Annotated in this window: 17 protein-coding genes and 2 pseudogenes; 16 read left to right on the top strand and 3 right to left on the bottom strand. The window is 72.7% G+C overall.

The window, feature by feature from the left end; translation table 11 throughout:
- The first annotated feature begins 263 nt into the window (after positions 1-263).
- The 7 genes from ACFYWQ_RS05080 (at position 264) to ACFYWQ_RS05110 (ending at position 7,794) form a co-directional block, all read left to right on the top strand.
- Entirely contained in the window at positions 264-1,349 is a 1,086-nt protein-coding gene (locus tag ACFYWQ_RS05080) for an LLM class flavin-dependent oxidoreductase (protein ID WP_389512957.1), read from the top strand.
- A complete protein-coding gene (locus tag ACFYWQ_RS05085; protein ID WP_389512959.1) occupies positions 1,346-1,966 on the top strand; it encodes an FMN reductase in 621 nt (206 codons plus the stop codon). The genes ACFYWQ_RS05080 and ACFYWQ_RS05085 overlap by 4 nt, the downstream gene beginning before the upstream one ends.
- A 91-nt stretch (positions 1,967-2,057) precedes the next feature.
- Positions 2,058-2,777, top strand: a complete 720-nt coding sequence (locus tag ACFYWQ_RS05090) for a response regulator transcription factor (protein WP_389512960.1) — start codon at positions 2,058-2,060, stop codon at positions 2,775-2,777.
- A 36-nt stretch (positions 2,778-2,813) separates the two neighbouring features.
- The gene (locus ACFYWQ_RS05095) at positions 2,814-4,220 is read left to right on the top strand and encodes an ATP-binding protein (protein ID WP_389512962.1); all 1,407 of its coding nucleotides are present in this window, start codon (positions 2,814-2,816) and stop codon (positions 4,218-4,220) included.
- 586 nt (positions 4,221-4,806) lie between these two features.
- Positions 4,807-6,072 carry an ArgE/DapE family deacylase gene (locus ACFYWQ_RS05100; RefSeq protein WP_389512964.1) on the top strand — a complete coding sequence of 422 codons (1,266 nt, stop codon included), beginning with the start codon at positions 4,807-4,809 and terminating at the stop codon, positions 6,070-6,072.
- Positions 6,073-6,188: 116 nt separating this feature from the next.
- Positions 6,189-6,929, top strand: coding sequence for a hypothetical protein (locus ACFYWQ_RS05105; protein ID WP_389512966.1), 741 nt, complete (start codon positions 6,189-6,191; stop codon positions 6,927-6,929).
- A gap of 208 nt (positions 6,930-7,137) precedes the next feature.
- On the top strand, positions 7,138-7,794 hold the full coding sequence (locus ACFYWQ_RS05110) for a sigma-70 family RNA polymerase sigma factor (protein ID WP_389512968.1): 657 nt from the start codon (positions 7,138-7,140) through the stop codon (positions 7,792-7,794).
- A gap of 61 nt (positions 7,795-7,855) precedes the next feature.
- Here ACFYWQ_RS05110 and ACFYWQ_RS05115 read toward each other — a convergent pair.
- Positions 7,856-8,023 (bottom strand): annotated as a pseudogene (locus tag ACFYWQ_RS05115) (helix-turn-helix domain-containing protein); the annotation flags it as partial.
- Between the two features lie 403 nt (positions 8,024-8,426).
- Entirely contained in the window at positions 8,427-8,951 is a 525-nt protein-coding gene (locus tag ACFYWQ_RS05120; protein WP_389512970.1) for a hypothetical protein, read from the bottom strand.
- 55 nt (positions 8,952-9,006) lie between these two features.
- Here ACFYWQ_RS05120 and ACFYWQ_RS05125 point away from each other — a divergent pair.
- Positions 9,007-9,183, top strand: a pseudogene (locus ACFYWQ_RS05125) (type II toxin-antitoxin system RelE/ParE family toxin); the annotation flags it as partial.
- A complete protein-coding gene (locus ACFYWQ_RS05130) occupies positions 9,183-9,545 on the top strand; it encodes a helix-turn-helix domain-containing protein (protein ID WP_389512971.1) in 363 nt (120 codons plus the stop codon). The pseudogene ACFYWQ_RS05125 and the gene ACFYWQ_RS05130, both read left to right, overlap by 1 nt.
- A 39-nt stretch (positions 9,546-9,584) precedes the next feature.
- Here ACFYWQ_RS05130 and ACFYWQ_RS05135 read toward each other — a convergent pair whose 3' ends face one another.
- Positions 9,585-10,232, bottom strand: coding sequence for a hypothetical protein (locus ACFYWQ_RS05135; protein WP_389512973.1), 648 nt, complete (start codon positions 10,230-10,232; stop codon positions 9,585-9,587).
- A 316-nt stretch (positions 10,233-10,548) separates the two neighbouring features.
- Between ACFYWQ_RS05135 and hemL the strand changes: the two genes are divergently transcribed.
- From hemL to ccsB, 7 genes are all read left to right on the top strand, one after another.
- Positions 10,549-11,868 carry a glutamate-1-semialdehyde 2,1-aminomutase gene (hemL, locus tag ACFYWQ_RS05140; RefSeq protein ID WP_389512974.1) on the top strand — a complete coding sequence of 440 codons (1,320 nt, stop codon included), beginning with the start codon at positions 10,549-10,551 and terminating at the stop codon, positions 11,866-11,868.
- On the top strand, positions 11,865-12,584 hold the full coding sequence (locus ACFYWQ_RS05145) for a histidine phosphatase family protein (RefSeq protein WP_389512975.1): 720 nt from the start codon (positions 11,865-11,867) through the stop codon (positions 12,582-12,584). The genes hemL and ACFYWQ_RS05145 overlap by 4 nt, the downstream gene beginning before the upstream one ends.
- Before the next feature lie 212 nt (positions 12,585-12,796).
- Positions 12,797-14,206, top strand: a complete 1,410-nt coding sequence (locus ACFYWQ_RS05150) for a hypothetical protein (RefSeq protein ID WP_389512977.1) — start codon at positions 12,797-12,799, stop codon at positions 14,204-14,206.
- A 66-nt stretch (positions 14,207-14,272) separates the two neighbouring features.
- The gene (locus tag ACFYWQ_RS05155; protein WP_389512979.1) at positions 14,273-14,902 is read left to right on the top strand and encodes a TlpA family protein disulfide reductase; all 630 of its coding nucleotides are present in this window, start codon (positions 14,273-14,275) and stop codon (positions 14,900-14,902) included.
- A gap of 12 nt (positions 14,903-14,914) precedes the next feature.
- Positions 14,915-15,685, top strand: a complete 771-nt coding sequence (locus ACFYWQ_RS05160; protein WP_389512982.1) for a cytochrome c biogenesis CcdA family protein — start codon at positions 14,915-14,917, stop codon at positions 15,683-15,685.
- A gap of 3 nt (positions 15,686-15,688) precedes the next feature.
- Positions 15,689-17,446, top strand: a complete 1,758-nt coding sequence (locus ACFYWQ_RS05165; protein WP_389512985.1) for a cytochrome c biogenesis protein ResB — start codon at positions 15,689-15,691, stop codon at positions 17,444-17,446.
- The gene (ccsB, locus tag ACFYWQ_RS05170) at positions 17,443-18,543 is read left to right on the top strand and encodes a c-type cytochrome biogenesis protein CcsB (protein ID WP_389512987.1); all 1,101 of its coding nucleotides are present in this window, start codon (positions 17,443-17,445) and stop codon (positions 18,541-18,543) included. The genes ACFYWQ_RS05165 and ccsB overlap by 4 nt, the downstream gene beginning before the upstream one ends.
- Positions 18,544-18,663: the final 120 nt, after the last annotated feature.

Genomic DNA, 18,663 nt, shown 5'->3' on the forward strand with positions numbered 1-18,663 from the left:
CATCGCCGCGCCCCCGCATCGCCGGATCGCCGTGGCGGCGCGCCGCCGCACCGCCACGGCCCATCGCCCTCATCCTCGCCCTCACCCTCACCCTCACCCTCACCCTCGCCCTCGGCACACCCACGCCGAGGGCGACGGCATACCCCCTCACCGTCCGTCCCCACCCTTCCCGCGACGACGGAAGACGCCCGGGGAATACCCGGCGACAGCGCACAGTTCCAGGGGTATAGTTGAAGCATCAACAACTTGAAGGGTGAGCGGCCATGCAGTTCGGGATCTTCACGGTCGGCGACGTCACGCCGGACCCCACCACGGGACGTACGCCGACCGAGCGCGAGCGGATCAAGGCCATGGTCGCCATCGCGCTGAAGGCCGAGGAGGTCGGCCTGGACGTCTTCGCGACCGGCGAGCACCACAACCCGCCGTTCGTGCCGTCGTCCCCGACCACGATGCTCGGCTACATAGCCGCGCGGACGGAGAAGCTGATCCTCTCCACCTCGACCACCCTCATCACCACCAACGACCCGGTGAAGATCGCCGAGGACTTCGCGATGCTCCAGCACCTGGCCGACGGGCGCGTCGACCTGATGATGGGGCGCGGCAACACCGGGCCGGTCTACCCCTGGTTCGGACAGGACATCCGGCAGGGCATCAACCTCGCCGTCGAGAACTACGCCCTGCTGCACCGGCTGTGGCGCGAGGACGTCGTCGACTGGGAGGGCAAGTTCCGCACGCCGCTCCAGGGCTTCACCTCGACGCCCCGGCCGCTGGACGGCGTCGCGCCGTTCGTCTGGCACGGTTCCATCCGCTCGCCGGAGATCGCCGAGCAGGCCGCCTACTACGGCGACGGCTTCTTCCACAACAACATCTTCTGGCCCGCCGACCACACCAAGCGCATGATCGAGCTGTACCGGAAGCGGTACGCGCACTACGGGCACGGCACGCCCGAGCAGGCCATCGTCGGCCTCGGCGGCCAGGTGTTCATGCGGAAGAACTCGCAGGACGCCGTCCGGGAGTTCCGGCCGTACTTCGACAACGCCCCCGTGTACGGGCACGGGCCCTCGCTGGAGGAGTTCACCGAGCAGACCCCGCTGACCGTCGGCTCGCCGCAGCAGGTGATCGAGAAGACGCTGTCCTTCCGCGAGTACGCCGGCGACTACCAGCGCCAGCTGTTCCTGATGGACCACGCCGGGCTGCCGCTGAAGACCGTGCTGGAGCAGCTCGACCTGCTCGGCGAGGAGGTCGTGCCCGTGCTGCGCAAGGAGTTCGCCAAGGACCGCCCGGCCGACGTGCCGGAGGCCCCGACCCACGCTTCCCTCAAGGCCGCCCAGGAGGTGACCGTCGCATGAAGCTCGTCGTCGTCTCGGCCGGGCTGAGCGTCCCGTCGTCCACCCGCCTGCTGGCCGACCGGCTGGCCGCCGCCACCGCCGAGCGGGTCTCGGCGACGGGGGCGGAGCCGGAGGTGCAGGTCGTGGAGTTGCGCGACCTCGCCGTGGAGATCGCGCACCACTTCACCAACGGCTTCCCCGGGCGGAAGCTGGCGGCCGCGCTGGACGCGGTCGCGGACGCGGACGGACTGATCGTCGTCACGCCGGTGTTCTCCGCGTCGTACAGCGGACTGTTCAAGTCGTTCTTCGACGTCATGGAGAAGGACGCGCTGGCCGGGAAGCCGGTCCTGATCGCCGCCACCGGAGGGACGGCCCGGCACTCGCTGGTGCTGGAGCACGCCCTGCGTCCGCTCTTCGCCTACCTGCGGGCCGTCGTCGTCCCGACCGGGGTCTACGCCGCCTCCGAGGACTGGGGCGCGGAGGGGCTGCCGGAGCGCGTCGAACGGGCGGCGGGGGAGCTGGCGGCGCTGGTCGGCGGCCTGTCGGCGGCCCGTCCCGCCCGGCCGGCCCTCGACCGGGCGGCCCTCGACGTCGTGCCCTTCGAGGAGCAGCTCGCCGCGCTGCGGCCGGCGGGATGAGAGGAATCCCCGGGTGAGAGGCGCGTAAGAAGGGCGCCGGGTGAGCCGCCCGTCACGGCGGACGGCCGGGGCGGCTTGGCAGACTGGCCCCGTGCCTCCCACCGTGCTCCTCGCCGAAGACGACCGCGCGATCCGTCACGCCCTGGAACGGGCCCTGACCCTGGAGGGCTACGAGGTGACGGCGGTCGCCGACGGCGTCGAGGCGCTCGCGCACGCCCACCGGACGCCCCCGGACGTGCTCGTCCTGGACGTCATGATGCCCGGCATCGACGGCCTCCAGGTCTGCCGCGTGCTGCGCGCCGAGGGCGACGGCACGCCCATCCTGATGCTGACGGCGCTCGTGGAGACCGCCGACCGGATCGCCGGGCTGGACGCGGGCGCCGACGACTACGTCGTGAAACCCTTCGACGTCGAGGAGGTCTTCGCCCGGCTGCGGGCCCTGCTGCGCCGCACCGGCCCGACACCGGCGGCGGCCCCCGTCGACGTACCGAAGCCGGCCGCGGCCTCCGACCGCCACCTGGAGGCCGCCGGGCTGCGCATGGACCCGCAGGCGCGGCGCGCCTGGCGCGGCGAGCGGGAGCTGGAGCTGACCCGCACCGAGTTCGAACTGCTGGAACTGCTCGTGCGCAACGCCGGCGTCGTCCTCGACCACTCCACGATCTACGACCGCATCTGGGGCTACGACTTCGGCCCCGGCTCCAAGAACCTCGCCGTCTACGTCGGCTACCTGCGCCGCAAGCTCGACGCGCCCGGCGCCCCGCAGCTGATCCACACCGTGCGGGGCGTGGGTTACGTGCTGCGGGAAGACTGAGGGGCGGACCCGGTGGGCGGCCGCCCGAGGCGGTGGATGTCCCGGCGGCGCTGGCGGCTCGTCTCGCTGCGCACCACCTTCGCGGTGTCCTTCGCCGCCGTGACCGCAGCCGTCACCGTCCTCGTCGGCGTGCTGTCCTACTCGGCCGCCGCCCGGCTGGTGCGGGTGGACCAGGAGTCGGTGTTCGACGAGGTGGTGCAGGACCTGCGGGACGAGGTGCGCCAGCGGGCCATGCACCCCGGGGACTTCTCCTCCGCCGCGCCGGGCCACGACATCGTGCGCCCGGCCCGCACGGACGTGCAGGTGCTCGGTTCGGACGGGGCGGTCGTCGACCCCGGCAGCCCCGGACTGCCGGTCGTGGCCGCCGACCGCGACGTCGCCGCCGCCCCGACGGCGGGGACGCTCACCGAGCACGAGGACGTCGACGTCGGCAACGACGTCTACCGCGTCGCGACCGTCGCGCTGGGCGGCGGGCGGGGCGCCGTGCAGGTCGCCCAGGAGTTCAGCGACACGGAGGACCTGCTGCGCGCGCTCCTGCGGCGGACGCTGCTGCTGATGGCCGCGGTCGTGACCGCCGCGGGCCTGTTCGGCTGGTGGCTGGCCCGGCGCATCACCCACCGCCTGGTCATCCTCACCACCGCGGCGGAGGACGTCGCCCGCACCCGCCGGCTGGGCGTCCAGGTGCCCGTCACCGGCTACGACGAGGTCGGCCGCCTCGGCCGCGCCTTCGACCGCATGCTGGGCCGCCTCGCCCAGTCCGAGGAGGACCAGCGGCGCCTGGTCCAGGACGCGGGCCACGAACTGCGCACCCCGCTGACCTCACTCCGTACGAACATCTCGCTGCTGCGCCGCATCGACGAACTGCCCCCCGCCACCCGGGAGGAACTCGTCGCCGACCTCGGCCAGGAGGCCCGCGAGCTCACCGACCTCGTCAACGAGCTGGTCGACCTCGCCGCCGGCCAGTCCGACACCGAACCGCCCCGCCGCATCGACCTCGCCGACCTCGCCGAGGAGGTCGCCGTCCTCGCCCGCCGGCGCACCGGCCGGCAGATCCTGGTCCGCGCGAGCGGCGACACCACCACCCACGGGCGGGCGGGCATGCTCCAGCGGGCCCTGTCCAACCTCGTCGAGAACGCCACCAAGTTCGACCGCGGGGGCCGGGCACCCGTCGAGATCAACGTCACCGGCCCCGCCCGGCCCGGCACGGTCCGCGTGGAGGTCCTCGACCGCGGCCCCGGCATCACCGACGCCGACCTCACCCGCGTCTTCGACCGCTTCTACCGCGCGGCGGACGCACGCTCCCTGCCGGGCTCCGGCCTCGGCCTCTCCATCGTCCGCGAGGTGGCCCTGTCCCACGGCGGGGCCCCGTTCGCCCACGGGCGGGCGGGAGGCGGCTCGGTGATCGGGTTCACGGTGGGCGGACACCGGGGGAGCGGGGCGTGAGCGGGACACGATCGTCTTGCGGCCGTGGCGTGAACGGGGATCGCCCTGTGGCTGTGGCGTGAGAGGGACGGCTCTGCGCCTGTGGCGTGAGAGGGACGGCTCTGCGCCTGTGGCGTGAGAGGGATCGCTCTACGCCTGTGGCTGAGAGGGACTGCTCTGCGCCTGTGGCGTGAGTGGGATCGCTCTACGCCTGTGGCTGAGAGGGACTGCTCTACGGCTGTGGCGTGAGTGGGATCGTCCTACGGCCGTGGCGTGAGCGCGGGCTGTCGTCCTCCGTGGTCGATGCGCTCGTACGGCGGCGGTGGCGGGGGCGGCGGCGGTGGCGGGGGCGCCCGGGTCCGACGGCGGGCGCGGACGACGTGACGGCGGGCCGGGACGACGCGGCCCGGTGGCGGCGTACGGGCGGGCCGGGGTGAGCAGGTATGCCTGGGGGCGGCGAGCGACGGCGGGCCGAGCGGTGGGCCGGGCGACGGAGGGCCGCCGGACGAGGAGGGCCGCGTCGTCCGCCGGGTGGGGCCGGGCGGCCGAGCGGTTCGCCGGGCGCCCGCGGGCCGGACGGTCCGCCGGACAGGGAGGGAGTCGACGCATGCTGAACGACCAGGAAGCCGCCGTGCTGGCGGCGATCGACGGGCCGGCCGCCGCGCGGACCCTGCTGGAGCTGATCGCGATCCCCAGCGTCACCGGCAGCGTCGCGGAGTCCGAGATCCAGCACCACCTCGCCGGACGGCTGGAGCGGCTCGGGCTCGACGTCGACCTGTGGGGCATGGACCTGCCCGCCCTGTACGCGCACCCCGGCTTCCCGGGGACGGAGGCGCCCCGGGAGGAGGCCTGGGGGCTCGTGGGGCACACGCCCGACGGGGGCGACGGGCCGACCCTGATCCTTCAGGGACACGTGGACGTCGTACCGCCCGGGGACCTCGCGGCCTGGGAGGGCGACCCGTTCGCGCCCCGGGTGAGCGGGGACGTGGTGCACGGGCGCGGCGCCTGCGACATGAAGGCCGGGCTCGCCGCCCACCTGGCCGCGCTGGCCGCGGTCCGGGCGGCCGGCGTGCGGCTGCGCGGGCGGGTCGCGGTGCACTTCGTCGTCGGTGAGGAGGACGGCGGGCTCGGCACCTTCGGCACCCTGCACCGCGGTCACACCGGCGACGCGTGCCTCATCGCCGAGCCGACGGCCGGGACGGTGATCACCGCCAACGCCGGAGCACTCACCTTCCGGATCGCCGTCCCCGGCCGGGCCGCGCACGCCAGCTCGCGCGAGGCCGGGGTCAGCGCGATCGACGCCTACCTGCCGTTGCACCGGGCGCTGGCCCGGCTCGAAGCCGAACGCAACCGGACCCCCGACCCGCTCCTCGCCGAATACCCCATCCCCTACTCCCTCTCCGTGGGCACCCTGCGCTCCGGGGACTGGGCGAGCAGCGTGCCGGACCTGCTCCTCGCGGAGGGGCGGCTGGGGGTGCGGCTGGGCGAGGACCCGGCCGAGGCGCGGGCGGCCCTGGAGCGGTGCGTGGCCGAGGCGTGCGCGGCCGACCCCTGGCTGCGCGAGCATCCGGCGACGGTGACCTGGCCGGGCGGGCAGTTCGCGAGCGGGCGGCTCCCGGCGGGGCATCCGCTGCGCGACACCGTGGCGGGGGCGTACGCCGACGCGACCGGCGCCCCGCGCCCGAGGGAGCGCGGGGCGACGTACGGCAGCGACCTGCGGCTGTACGCCGCTGCCGGGATCCCTGCCCTCCAGTTCGGCCCGGGCGACATCGCGGTCGCGCACAGCGCGCGGGAGCACGTGTCCGTACGGGAGGTGGTGGACGCGGCGCGTGCGGTGGCGCTGACGGTGCTGCGGACGGTCGGGACCAAGTGAGGGACCGGTGCGGGCCGGTGGTGTCCTGGATCACACGCCATGAGGTGAGTGCGGACCCGGGGTGATTCCCGTACCGACCCTTGACGAGCGAAGTCCGGCTGCGACGATGAGGCGTTATGACGGCAGGGTGGTGTTCCCGCACGGTTCGGGCCGCGGTGTTCGCGGCCGTCTGCGTGCTGCTCGCCGCCCTGGGCCACGTCATGATGTCCGGCGGTTCCGTCCCCGCGGGGGCGCTGGCCACGGGCGCGGCCGTGACCGGTGCGGCGGGCTGGTGCCTGGCGGGCCGGGAGCGCGGGCTGCCGCTGATCGTGACGGTCGTGGTCACCGCCCAGACGGCACTGCACTGGGCGTTCTCCCTCGCGCAGCGGGCGGGGACGGGAACGACGGGAACGACGGGAACGACGGGAACGACCGGATCGGCCGCCGACGGCATGGACTCCATGTCCACGGGCTCCATGAACATGAGCTCCATGAACATGGGCTCTGTGGACATGGGGTCCATGGGGCACGAGATGCATGCGACGGGGCACACGGGGGGCATGGGGGGCATGGGGCACGCCGGGACGGGCGGCTTCCTGGGCGGCTCGTCGTCGTTCGGCATGCTCGCCGTCCACCTGCTCGCCGCGCTGCTGTGCGGCCTGTGGTTGGCCCACGGCGAGAAGGCCGCGTTCCGCATCCTGCGTGCCGTCGCCGGATGGCTGGCCGCGCCGCTGCGGGTGCCGCTCGCCCCGCCCGCCGTCCGGGTCCGCCCCCGCCCGCGCCCGCGTCGCCCCCGGTCGGACCGGGCGCCGGGCCTTCTTCCGCTCGTCCACGCCATCACCTCTCGGGGTCCCCCTGCGGGGACGGCTGTCGTCTGAGGACAGCTGGTGTCCCGGGGCCGCGCCCATGCGCGCCCCGGGCTCGGTCGTACGCCCACCCGCCCGCCGCCGCGTTGACGCGGCGCCGCATCTCCGCGCCGTAGGCCGACCGACCTCCCCCTTTCACCGGACCGGCCGCCCGCGCCCGCGTGGGCCCGGACCGGATCTCGCATCCCGAGAAGGACACCTGGTGACCAGGAGAACTGCTGTGCCCGCCCCTCGTACCGCTGTGCCTGCCGCGCGCGGCACGACCCGCACACCGTCGTCGCTCGACGACTCGATCACGGCATGGGCGCTCGCCGCGCGAGGCGGTGACACGGACGCCGTCGAGCGGTTCGTGCGGGCCGTGCACCGTGACGTCCAGCGCTACGTCGCCCATCTGTGCGCTGATCCGCAGGCCGTCGACGACCTCGCGCAGGACACGTTCCTGCGGGCGCTCGGCAGCCTGCACCGCTTCGAGGGCCGCTCCTCGGCGCGGGCCTGGCTGCTGTCCATCGCCCGCCGCGCGGTGATCGACAGCCTCCGGTGCGCCGCCGCCCGGCCCCGCCTGTCCGACGTGTCGGACTGGCAACTGGCCGTCGAGCAGGCGCAGCCGCGGGACCTGCCCGGCTTCGACGACGGCATCGCCCTGCTGGACCTGCTGGCGGCGCTGCCGGACGAGCGACGGGAGGCGTTCGTCCTCACGCAGATGCTCGGCCTGCCCTACGCGGACGCGGCCGAACTCAGCGACTGCCCCGTCGGCACGGTCCGCTCCCGGGTCGCCCGGGCCCGGGCGACCCTGCTGGACCTGCTCGACGCCGGAGCCACCGCCCCCGTCCGGGAGGCGGGGCGGGAGGAGGCACGGCCCGCCGCTCTGGCGGCCTGAGCCCCGGTACGAGGGTGAGGAAGCGTCGGTGCCCGCGGCGCACCTTCGGCCGACGTCACGGTCAGCCGAAGGTGCGGCGGTAGGCGTGCGGGCTGACCCCCGTGGTGCGTTCGCAGCGTTCGCGGAAGGCGGTGGGGGAGCCGAAGCCGGCCTGGCCGGCGATGCGTTCCACGGAGTGGTCGGTGGTCTCCAGCAGGTGCTGGGCCTGGCGGACGCGGGCGCACCGGAGGCCACCGGCCTCCAAGGCCACCGGCGAGCGCCGCGCCGTCCGGCCCGAGCCCGGCGTCGGCCCGAGCCCGGCGTCGGCCCGAGCCCGGCGCCGGCCCGAGCCCGGCGCCGGGGCGTGACCGTGGATCCGGGTGCGGAGCGCATGAGCCTGCGGCACCACCTGCGCCGGCCACCGGCCGTCACCGCCGCCGACGCGGTCCGTCTCGTCGCGGAGGGCGCGCTCGTCGTGGACGTCCGCCGCGCGTTCGAGTGGACCGGGTGCACATCCCGGCGCAGTGCGCATGCCGCTCGAAGTGCTGGTGGAGAACGGCTTCGATGCGGTCGACATGAGCCGCGGTCTCGTCGACCGGCGTGCCGCGGGCGGACCGCTCACCACCCGGTGAGCATCCCCGCCCGCACGAGCTCTAGCGCACCCACCCGGTGTACTGCTGACCGCCACTTCGGTTCGACGTGACGGAGGAGCGGGACCGTATGCCGCCGCTCTCGACGGCCGCGTTCACCGCGCGCACCAGCCACGCGTTGACCGACAGGCCCTCGCGTGCGGCCGCGTCCTCGGCGCGCGCCTTGAGCGGGGCCGGAAGCCGCAGGTTGACCCGCGCGGTGGTGCTGTCCTCGTCGGTGGGTGCCGGAGCCGGTGCCTTCAGCGGCTCGGGGCGGTCGGCCGGCCCCTCGAAACCGGCGTCACCCGGCGGCGGTGTCACGACGAAGTCGGGGTCGAGCCCCCGCAGCCGTACGTCGACGGAGCCGGGGGCGAGTTCACGGGTGATCTCGTCCATGGCGGCGGACAGCACGTTCAGCAGGGTCAGCCGGGCCGCCGACTCCAGCGGAGCGGTCAGCCGCTCGGCCAGCTCGCGGGCGTCCTCCCCACCGGCTTCCGCGGCCACCGCGAGTTCCCGGCGGAGTGTGTCGACATACGGCGTGAGGTCCATGACGCCATGGTGGCACCCGGCCGGGCGCGTGGGGCCACCGAGGCTGTCAGGTGCGTACTGGCTCGCGCCCGGGCAGCGGATCGTTCTGCCGACGGTGTTCCGTAAGACGAGGATGCGCGAGGCGGCGGAAGTCGAACGTGCGCAGCGGGTCCAGAAGGTCTGCGAGGCCGAGTACGGCCGGGCCGAGTGCGGCCGGGCCGAGCGCACCTACGATCGGCGCAGGGAGAGCTGATGAATCACAGCACGTGGAGGACGCGTCGGACCCGGCAGCTTGCGGGTGAGGCGGTGGAGTACGACCGGGAGTACGTCGACGCGCGGCTGGCCGGCGATCTCGGGCAGGCGGTCTACGACCGTCGGATCGAGCTGGGCCTGTCCCAGGCCGAACTGGCCGTGCGGGCCGGTATGACGCGGCCTCAGGTGTCCCGGATGGAGGGCGGCGACACCGTGCCCGCCCTCCCGCTGCTGCGACGCCTGCCCAACGCCCTGGACGGCACCCCGAACCTGACCATCGACGAGGGCGACTCCCACATCACTTTCACCCCGCACCCCGCACGCCGCACGCCGCCTGAAGCCGATCCCGGCCCGGTCCGCTGAGGACGTCGTCGACCTGGGTCGGTGCGCGTCGTGGTTGTCTCAGGGCCACACCAAGCAGTACGGCTGATGCCCCGCCTCATGCAGCCGGTGGCTGAAGTCCTGCCACTCGTGCAGCAGTTGGTACACGTTGAACGCGTCCCGCGGGCCGCCCCGGTCCGGCACCGTCGACCAGATGAAGGCCGCCGCGCCGACCGCCTCCTCGCCGATGTCGCGGAGGGGGTCCACCACCGTCATGGGGAGTTTGACCACGGCGTAGTCGGGGTGCAGGACGACCAGTTCCAGCGGGGGGACCCGGTGCAGGGGGACGCCCTCGATGCCCGTCAGGACCATCGCCGCCATCGTCTCGGGCTTGATCTTGGTGAACATGCCGTTCATACCGAGCTCGTCGCCGCCGAGTTCCTCGGGGCGCATCGAGATCGGGACGCGGGCCGCGGTCGCGCCGTCCGGCGCGCCGAAGTACTTGTACGTCACCCCCACCCGACCACCATTCCTGATCCCCGCCCGCAGGCCGTCCGTCCGGCGGTCGGTCCGCCGGTCGACCGGCTCGAGCTCACCCGGTACGCCCTGTGCCTGACGTGCTTCGGTACTGTCCGCAGCTTCCTCCGCGTCGCGCCGGTGCCTTCCCCGCCGGGCACGTCGAGGACCCAGGTCATCAGTCCCCTCGCCCAGTCCGCCACCGCGATGCATATCTCCACCCGACTGCTTTTCTAGGACGCGTGGCGCCCGCCGCGCAACCCGATCATCGTGTCAGTGACCTCCCCCACGGCCGCCCGCCGAAACGTGCGGTGAAACACCTGTCCGCAGGATCTTCGCAGCCCTCCGGCACATCGTCGGTGCGGGCCGCGTCCAGTGCCCACAGTTTCGCAGATGGCGGACGGGACGGACGGGTAAGCCGGGCTGCCGGTGGCGGCCCCGCTGCCGCCGGACCGCCCTGGCCTACCCTGAGGATGTCACTGGCAACCGCAGTCCCAGAAGTCGGAGAAGGTCGGAGTAGCCGCAGGTCATGAGCGAAATGCCTTATTCATACGATGCGCCCGTCTCGCAGGCCCTGTTCGACCGTGCGGCCGCCGTCACGCCAGGTGGTGTGAACTCGCCGGTGCGCGCCTTCCGCGCCGTGGGCGGTACGCCCCGGTTCATGGTGTCCGGCAGCGGTCCGTACCTGACCGACGCCGACGGGCGGGAGTACGTCGATCTCGTCTGTTCCTGGGGACCCATGATCCTCGGGCACTCGCACCCCGAGGTCCTCGCCGCCGTGCAGGAGGCCGTCGTCCGCGGCACCTCCTTCGGTACGCCCGGTGAGGGCGAGGTCGCGCTCGCCGAGGAGATCGTCGCGCGGGTCGAGCCGGTCGACCAGGTGCGGCTCGTCTCCAGCGGGACCGAGGCCACCATGTCGGCCATCCGGCTCGCCCGCGGGTTCACCCGGCGCACCAAGGTGATCAAGTTCGCCGGCTGCTACCACGGTCACGTGGACTCCCTGCTCGCCGCGGCGGGCTCCGGCGTCGCCACCTTCGCGCTGCCCGACACCCCGGGTGTCACCGGCGCCCAGGCCGGCGACACCATCGTGCTGCCGTACAACGACCTGGAGGCCGTGCAGGAGGCCTTCCACCGGCACCCCGGCGAGATCGCCTGCGTGATCACCGAGGCCTCCCCGGGCAACATGGGCGTCGTGCCGCCGCTGCCCGGGTTCAACCAGGGGCTCAAGGACGCGTGCGCGAACAACGGCGCCCTCTACATCTCCGACGAGGTCATGACCGGCTTCCGTACGAGCCGCGCCGGCTGGTACGGCGTCGACGGGGTCAAGCCGGACCTGATGACCTTCGGGAAGGTGATGGGAGGCGGGTTCCCGGCCGCGGCCTTCGGCGGCCGTGCCGACGTCATGGCGCACCTCGCGCCCGCCGGGCCCGTCTACCAGGCCGGCACCCTCTCCGGGAACCCGATCGCGACCGCCGCCGGGCTCGCCCAGCTCCGGCTCCTCGACGACGCCGCCTACGCCACGCTCGACGCCGTCTCCGAGCAGATCAGGGGACTGGTGTCGGAGGCGCTGTCCAAGGAGGGCGTCGCGCACACCGTGCAGAGCGCCTCCAACATGTTCTCCGTCTTCTTCACGGACCGCGCGGTGCGCACCTACGAGGACGCCAAGGCGCAGGACTCCTTCCGCTTCACCGCGTTCTTCCACTCGCTGCTGGCGAACGGCGTCTACCTGCCGCCGTCGTCCTTCGAGTCGTGGTTCGTGTCCACGGCCCACGACGAGCGGGCCGTCCAGCGGATCGCCGACGCCCTCCCGGCGGCGGCCCGAGCGGCGGCGGAGGCCACGGCGGCATGAGCGTCAGCAGCAGCGACAACAGCAACGGCGACAGCAGCAACGACAGCGACATCACCGTCGTCCATCTCATGCGGCACGGTGAGGTGGCCAACCCGGACGGCATCCTCTACGGCCGCCTCGCCGGCTACCACCTCTCCGAGCTCGGCCGGCGGATGGCCGACCGGGTCGCCGAGCACCTCGCCTCCCGGGACGTCACCCACGTCTGCGCCTCCCCGCTGGAGCGGGCGCAGGAGACGGCGACCCCCATCGCCAAGGCGCACGGCCTGGACCTCGCCACCGACGAGCGGCTCATCGAGGCCGACAACGTCTTCCAGGGCAAGACCTTCGGCGTCGGCGACGGTGCCCTGCGCCGGCCCGAGAACTGGCGGCACGTCTACAACCCGTTCAAGCCGTCCTGGGGCGAGCCGTACGTCGACCAGGTGGTGCGGATGATGGGCGCGCTGAACGCCGCCAAGGACCGGGCGCGGGGGCACGAGGCGGTGCTCGTCAGCCACCAGCTGCCGATCTGGACCGTGCGGTCCTACGTCGAGCGGCGGCGGCTGTGGCACGACCCGCGCAGGCGGCAGTGCACGCTCGCCTCCCTGACGACGTTCACCTACCGGGGCGACACGATCGTCTCCGTCGGGTACAGCGAGCCCGCCCTGGACCTCGTACCGGCCCACCTGCGCGCCGGCGCCAAGCCGGTGAAGGGGAAGGGCAAGGCCTTCGGGGCGTAGGCCCTGCCGCCGAGCCGCCACCCTCGACCTCCTGCCCCCCGACCCGCCGATCCGCCGCCCCCGAGCCGCCGTCCCCCGACCCGCCGATCCGTCGCTCCGCACAGGCGTCTTCCGAACGCCTGTTACGGAATCCGCACGTATCGGCGGAACCCTCCCGTTCGTCCCGTGCTCTGACCGGGTGACCACCAGAGCACGCGACGGACGGGGATGTCATGCGCACTCTCACCCGCAGGGGAGCACTCGGACTCGGGGCGGCGGCCGCGGCCGCCGCCGGACTCGCGGGGTGCGCCGACCTCGCCCCCTCGGACGCCTCGAGCACCGGGCCGGGTTCCGGGGGAGATCGTTCCGGCTCGGCCGCGGGCGGCTCCGGGAGCACGCCCCCGGTCACCGTCCGCCCCCTCGGTGACGGCTCCACCTCGTTCACCGGCAAGCAGCCCCAGCAGCCGGCCGCGCCGGAGCCGCTGGAGCCCGGCCAGGAGCCGCCGCAGTTCGTCGTCTTCTCCTGGGACGGGGCCGGCGAGGTCGGCAACGGCCTCTTCCCGCGCTTCCTGGACCTCGCCAAGGAGCACGGCGCGTCCATGACCTTCTTCCTCTCCGGGCTCTACCTCCTGCCCGAGTCGAAGAAGCGGCTCTACGACCCGCCCAACAACACGCGCGGCGCCTCCGACATCGGCTACCTCACCGACGCGCACATCAGGGACACCCTCACCAACCTCCGCCGCGCCTGGCTGGAGGGGCACGAGATCGGCACCCACTTCAACGGGCACTTCTGCGCCGGGAGCGGCTCCGTCGGCAACTGGACCCCGCAGCAGTGGCGCAGCGAGATCGACCAGGCCAGGTCCTTCGTGAAGGAGTGGCGCACCAACACCGGGTGGACCGACCTGCCCGCGCTCCCCTTCGACTACGACAAGGAACTCGTCGGCGGCCGCACGCCCTGCCTCCTCGGCCAGGACAACCTGCTGCCCACCGCCCGCGACCTCGGCTGGCGGTACGACGCCTCCTCCTCCGGGGGCCGCCAGGTCTGGCCGGACAAGAAGCAGGGACTGTGGGACCTGCCGTTGCAGCAGATACCTTTCCCCGGACGCGGGTTCGAGGTCCTCTCCATGGACTACAACATGCTGGCCAACCAGTCGGTCAACTCCACCAACGCGCCCCGCCACAACTACCCGGGCTGGCGGGAGCAGTCCGCCCAGTCGTACATCCAGGGGTTCCGGCGGGCCTACGAGACGAACCGCGCGCCCTTCTTCGTCGGCAACCACTTCGAGCAGTGGAACGGCGGCATCTACATGGACGCCGTCGAGGAGGCCTTCACGCACATGGCGCGGGAGAAGGAGAAGGGGGCGGACGTGCGGCTGGTGTCCTTCCGGCAGTTCACGGACTGGATCGACGTGCAGCGGCCCGAGGTGCTCGACCGGCTGCGGACGCTCGACGTCGGGCAGCGGCCGGCCGGCGGCTGGAAGGCGTTCCTGGCGGACACCGCCACGGACACCGCCACGGACACGGACACCGCCACGGGCGCAGGCACGGGTGCCGACACGGGCACAGCCACGAGCACCACCACGAGCACCACCACGGGCCCGACCACCGGCGCCGCCACCGGCGCCACGGCGGAAGCCGCCTGAAATGCGCGTTTCTCCGGCGAGGGGGGGTGGGCAAGATCCCCAGAACGGGCATGCGAAACTTTTCACATGAGTGCCGCCAGCCGCGCCCCCCTGCGCTCGACCGCCAGGATCCGCTCGCGTCGCGCCGCCCTGACGACCACAGGTGGCGTCGTCGCGGCGCTGCTCGTCTCCGCCTGCACCTCCGGAGGCGTCTCCGGCGGCGGCGGTGACACCAACTTCGTCATGGGCGAGGACGGCATCTCCACCGTCGCGAAGGGCGAGCGCGACGCGGCCCCTGACCTGTCCGGCGAGACCATCGACGGCGAGCAGCTCGCGGTCTCCTCCTACAAGGGCAAGGTCGTCGTCCTGAACGTCTGGGGGTCCTGGTGCGCCCCGTGCCGCGCCGAGGCCGCCAACTTCCAGAAGGTCTCCACGGACCTGGCGGCGAAGGGCGTGCAGTTCGTCGGCATCAACGTCGCCGACCCGCAGGTCAAGAGCGCCCTCGCCTTCGAGAAGCAGTACGGCGTCACCTACCCGAGCCTGTACGACCCGAGCAGCAAGCTGATGCTCCGCTTCGAGAAGGGCACCCTCAACCCGCAGGCGATCCCCTCCACACTGGTCCTGGACCGGCAGGGGAAGATCGCGGCGCGCTCCCTGGCCGCGCTCAGCGAGGAGAAACTGCGCTCCATGATCAAGCCGGTCCTCGCGGAGAAGTGACGGAGAAGTGACGTGACCTCAGTCACCACGCTCGCCGCGGAGGGCTACAACGGCACGGTGCTCAACGGCGCCCTGCTGGTCGCCCTGCCCCTCGCGCTGCTCGGCGGCCTCGTCTCCTTCTTCTCCCCGTGCGTCCTGCCGCTGGTGCCCGGCTACCTCTCCTACGTCACCGGCGTCACCGGCACCGATCTGGGCGAGGCCCGGCGCGGCCGGATGGTCGCGGGCGCCTCGCTGTTCGTGGCCGGCTTCACCGTCGTGTTCGTCTCCGGCGGGGCCCTGTTCGGCTACTTCGGCCAGACGCTCCAGGAACAGCAGGGCGCCTTCTCCAAGGTGCTGGGCGTCCTGATGATCCTCCTGGGCGTGTTCTTCATGGGGCTGATGCCCTGGATGACCCAGCGGGAGTTCCGCTTCCACCGCCGGCCGGTGACCGGGCTGGTCGGCGCCCCCGTGCTCGGCGCGCTGTTCGGCATCGGCTGGACGCCGTGCATCGGCCCGACGCTCGCCTCCGTGCTCGCCCTGTCCTCGCAGCAGTCGAGCGCGGGCCGCGGGGCGCTGCTGACCGTCGCCTACTGTCTCGGCCTCGGCGTGCCGTTCGTGCTCGCCGCGGTCGCCTTCCGCAAGGCGCTCGGCGCCTTCGGCTGGGTCAAGCGCCACTATGTCTGGGTGATGCGGATCGGCGGCACGATGATGATCGTGACCGGTCTGCTGCTGCTGACCGGCGCGTGGGACAGCCTCGTGCAGGACATGCAGTCCTGGTCCACCGGCTTCACTGTGGGGATCTGATCCATGAGCAACACCACTACGACCGGTGCGCCGACCGGCGACACACCGGCCGCCGCCCCCGACGACCAGGACCTCGGCGCGGCCGGCTCCCAGTTGTCCACCGCACCCGAGGAGGGACCGCCCACCCTGCCCTCCCTGGGCGTCGTCGGCTGGGCCCGCTGGTTCTGGCGGCAGCTGACCTCGATGCGGGTCGCCCTGCTGCTCCTGCTGCTGCTGGCGCTCGGCGCCATCCCCGGCTCGCTGATCCCGCAGACCGGCAACGACGCCACCAAGGTGGCCGAGTTCCAGGACGACCACCCCACCCTGGCGCCGATCTACGACAAGCTCGGCCTCTTCCACGTCTACGGCTCGGTGTGGTTCTCCGCGATCTACATCCTGCTGTTCGTCTCCCTCATCGGCTGCATCGTGCCCCGCACCTGGCAGTTCACGGGCCAGCTGCGCGGCCGTCCGCCGGGCGCGCCCCGGCGGCTGACCCGGCTGCCCGCGTACACGACGTGGCGCACGGAGGCGGAGCCGGAGCAGGTGCGCGAGGCCGCGCTGGCCCTGCTGAAGAAGCGCCGCTTCCGCGCGCACCTCGCCGGTGACGCGGTCGCCGCCGAGAAGGGCTATCTGCGCGAGGTCGGCAACCTCGCCTTCCACATCGCGCTCATCGTGATGCTGACCGCCTTCGCCTGGGGCCAGCTCTTCAAGTCCGAGGGCAACAAGCTCCTCGTCGAGGGCAACGGCTTCTCCAACACCCTCATCTCCTACGACGACTTCAAGTCCGGCAACCTCTTCTCGACGGACGACCTGACCCCGTTCAGCTTCTCCCTGAACGACTTCACCGGCACCTACGAGGTCTCCGGCCCCAACAAGGGAACCGCGCGCACCTTCAAGGCCTCCCTCACCTACTCCGAGGGCGCCTACGGCAAGGACAGGAAGACCGTCGTCGAGGTCAACCACCCGCTGGAGATCGGCGACTCCAAGGTCTACCTCACCGCGCACGGCTACGCGCCCGTCATCACCGTCCGGGACGGCAAGGGCGAGGTCGTCTTCCAGGACGCCGTGCCGCTCCTGCCGCTCGACTCCAACGTCACCTCCTCCGGCGTGATCAAGGTCCTCGACGGCTACAAGAACGCCAAGGGCGTCTCCGAGCAGCTCGGCATCCAGGCCTTCTTCCTGCCGAGCTACGCCGAGGGCAACGAGACGGCCTCCACGTTCCCCGCGCTGCTGAACCCGGTGCTGAACCTGGAGCCGTACCACGGCGACCTCGGCGTCAACTCCGGCATCCCGCAGAGCGTGTACCAGCTCGACAAGACGCACATGAAGGAGTTCAAGGACTCCAAGGACCTCCAGCTGCGGGGGAACCTCACGCCCGGTGAGACCCTGACGCTGCCCGACGGCGCCGGCTCGATCACCTACGAGGGCACCAAGGAGTGGGCGAACTTCCAGGTCACGCAGCAGCCCGGCAGCGGCTGGGCGCTGGGCGGCGCGCTCGCCGCGATCTTCGGTCTGGCCGGTTCCCTGTTCATCCAGCGCCGCCGCGTGTGGGTGCGCGCGGTCAAGGGCGCCGACGGTGTGACGGTCGTCGAGATGGCCGGACTCGGCCGCAGCGAGTCCGCCAAGGTGCCCGAGGAGCTCGGTGACCTCGCCGGCCTCCTCTACGACCGGGCCCCCGGCGCGCCCGACCCCGACCCGGCCTCGGACCCCGACGCCGACGCCACACACGACGCCACCACCCCCGACCCTCACGTCGTACCTGCCGAAGGGGCTGAGAAGTGACTCTCGCCGCCGCAACCGAGTTGGCCGCCGCGACCAACGAGAACCTCGCGAGCATCAGCAACACGCTGATCTACTCCGCGATGGCCGTGTACACCCTGGCCTTCTTCGCCTACATCGCCGAATGGCTCTTCGGCAGCCGCAGCAAGGTCGGCCGCACCGCCGCCGCGCTCACCGCCGGCGCGCAGGCGAAGGCGAAGGGCCCGGCCGTCACGGTGCAGCGCAACGGCGGCACCGCCGTCCTGGAGCGGCCGCGGGTCGTCGTCCGCGCCGCGGCCGGCGCGCGGGACGTGCCCGACGGGCCGGGCGCGCACGGCGGGGACGAGCAGGGCGACCTCTACGGGCGGATCGCCATCTCCCTCACGGTGCTGGCCTTCCTGGTCGAGCTGGGAGGGGTCGTCGCCCGCGCGGCCTCGGTGCAGCGGGCGCCCTGGGGCAACATGTACGAGTTCAACATCACCTTCTCGACGGTGGCCGTCGGCGTGTACCTCGCGCTGCTCGCCCTGAAGAAGAACGTGCGCTGGCTCGGCCTGTTCCTGATCACCACGGTCCTGCTCGACCTCGGTCTCGCCGTCACCGTCCTCTACACCGCCAGTGACCAGCTGGTCCCCGCCCTGCACTCGTACTGGCTGTACATCCACGTCTCCACCGCGATCTTCTGCGGCGCGGTGTTCTACGTCGGCGCGGTCGCCACGGTCCTGTACCTGTTCAAGGACTCCTACGAGAACAAGCTGGCCGGCGGCGGCAAGCCCGGCCGGTTCGCGAACTCGGTCCTGGACCGGCTGCCCGCGTCGGCCTCGCTCGACAAGTTCGCCTACCGGGTCAACGCGGCCGTCTTCCCGCTGTGGACGTTCACGATCATCGCGGGCGCGATCTGGGCGGGCGACGCCTGGGGCCGCTACTGGGGCTGGGACCCCAAGGAGACCTGGTCCTTCATCACCTGGGTCGCCTACGCCGGCTACCTGCACGCCCGCGCCACGGCCGGCTGGAAGGGCCGCAAGGCCGCCTACCTGGCCCTGCTCGCCTTCGCCTGCTGGCTGTTCAACTACTACGGCGTCAACATCTTCGTCTCCGGCAAGCACTCCTACGCCGGCGTCTGAGAACGAAGCACGGCGTCCGAGGACCAAGCACGGCGTCCGAGGACCAAGCCGCTCACGGCAGAGGCCGGTTCCGGTGACCTGGGTCACGGGAACCGGCTTCTGCCGTGCGGGGCCGTGACC

The sequence above is a fragment of the Streptomyces sp. NPDC003247 genome (assembly GCF_042888135.1).
Lineage (GTDB): Bacteria > Actinomycetota > Actinomycetes > Streptomycetales > Streptomycetaceae > Streptomyces.

Coding starts and splice junctions, on each gene's coding strand:
- ACFYWQ_RS05080 (WP_389512957.1), top strand. CDS start 264: ATGCAGTTCGGGATCTTCACGGTCGGCGACGTCACGCCGGACCCCACC.
- ACFYWQ_RS05085 (WP_389512959.1), top strand. CDS start 1,346: ATGAAGCTCGTCGTCGTCTCGGCCGGGCTGAGCGTCCCGTCGTCCACC.
- ACFYWQ_RS05095 (WP_389512962.1), top strand. CDS start 2,814: ATGTCCCGGCGGCGCTGGCGGCTCGTCTCGCTGCGCACCACCTTCGCG.
- ACFYWQ_RS05100 (WP_389512964.1), top strand. CDS start 4,807: ATGCTGAACGACCAGGAAGCCGCCGTGCTGGCGGCGATCGACGGGCCG.
- ACFYWQ_RS05105 (WP_389512966.1), top strand. CDS start 6,189: ATGACGGCAGGGTGGTGTTCCCGCACGGTTCGGGCCGCGGTGTTCGCG.
- ACFYWQ_RS05120 (WP_389512970.1), bottom strand. CDS start 8,951: ATGGACCTCACGCCGTATGTCGACACACTCCGCCGGGAACTCGCGGTG.
- ACFYWQ_RS05130 (WP_389512971.1), top strand. CDS start 9,183: ATGAATCACAGCACGTGGAGGACGCGTCGGACCCGGCAGCTTGCGGGT.
- ACFYWQ_RS05135 (WP_389512973.1), bottom strand. CDS start 10,232: ATGCATCGCGGTGGCGGACTGGGCGAGGGGACTGATGACCTGGGTCCT.
- hemL (WP_389512974.1), top strand. CDS start 10,549: ATGAGCGAAATGCCTTATTCATACGATGCGCCCGTCTCGCAGGCCCTG.
- ACFYWQ_RS05145 (WP_389512975.1), top strand. CDS start 11,865: ATGAGCGTCAGCAGCAGCGACAACAGCAACGGCGACAGCAGCAACGAC.
- ACFYWQ_RS05150 (WP_389512977.1), top strand. CDS start 12,797: ATGCGCACTCTCACCCGCAGGGGAGCACTCGGACTCGGGGCGGCGGCC.
- ACFYWQ_RS05155 (WP_389512979.1), top strand. CDS start 14,273: ATGAGTGCCGCCAGCCGCGCCCCCCTGCGCTCGACCGCCAGGATCCGC.
- ACFYWQ_RS05165 (WP_389512985.1), top strand. CDS start 15,689: ATGAGCAACACCACTACGACCGGTGCGCCGACCGGCGACACACCGGCC.